Source organism: Pseudoalteromonas sp. GW168-MNA-CIBAN-0100 (genome assembly GCF_040309225.1).
Classification (GTDB): Bacteria; Pseudomonadota; Gammaproteobacteria; order Enterobacterales; family Alteromonadaceae; genus Pseudoalteromonas; species Pseudoalteromonas arctica.
In genome coordinates this window covers 1-309 of record NZ_JBEOOL010000358.1, presented here as the reverse complement: position 1 = coordinate 309, position 309 = coordinate 1, and the positions used below count along the sequence as shown (strand labels likewise).

Here is a 309-nt window from a genome sequence, read left to right as displayed (position 1 = left end):
CTCGCCCACACCCAAGGCTTCTAACTTATCGGCAATGGCATTAAATGCCGCGTCAAAATCAAGGCCGTCAAATTCACCCGAGTTAACCAATACACCTTTATCGGTAAACGCTTCTTTGTTTAGGTTTACTTCAAGGTCAGAGCCCGTAACTGGCGCAATCACTTGTTTAATATCAAGGCCGTAGGCTGTTGCAAATTCAAAGTCACGTTGGTCGTGTGCAGGCACTGCCATTACCGCGCCTGAGCCGTAATGCATTAGTACAAAGTTAGCGATCCAAATTGGTACTTGCTCACCAGTAAGTGGGTGAGT

General features: G+C 46.9%; 1 pseudogene. It reads right to left on the bottom strand.

Going from position 1 to position 309, the window contains the following annotated elements:
* A pseudogene (gene leuS / locus AAEY62_RS21460) lies at positions 1–309 on the bottom strand (leucine--tRNA ligase); the annotation flags it as partial.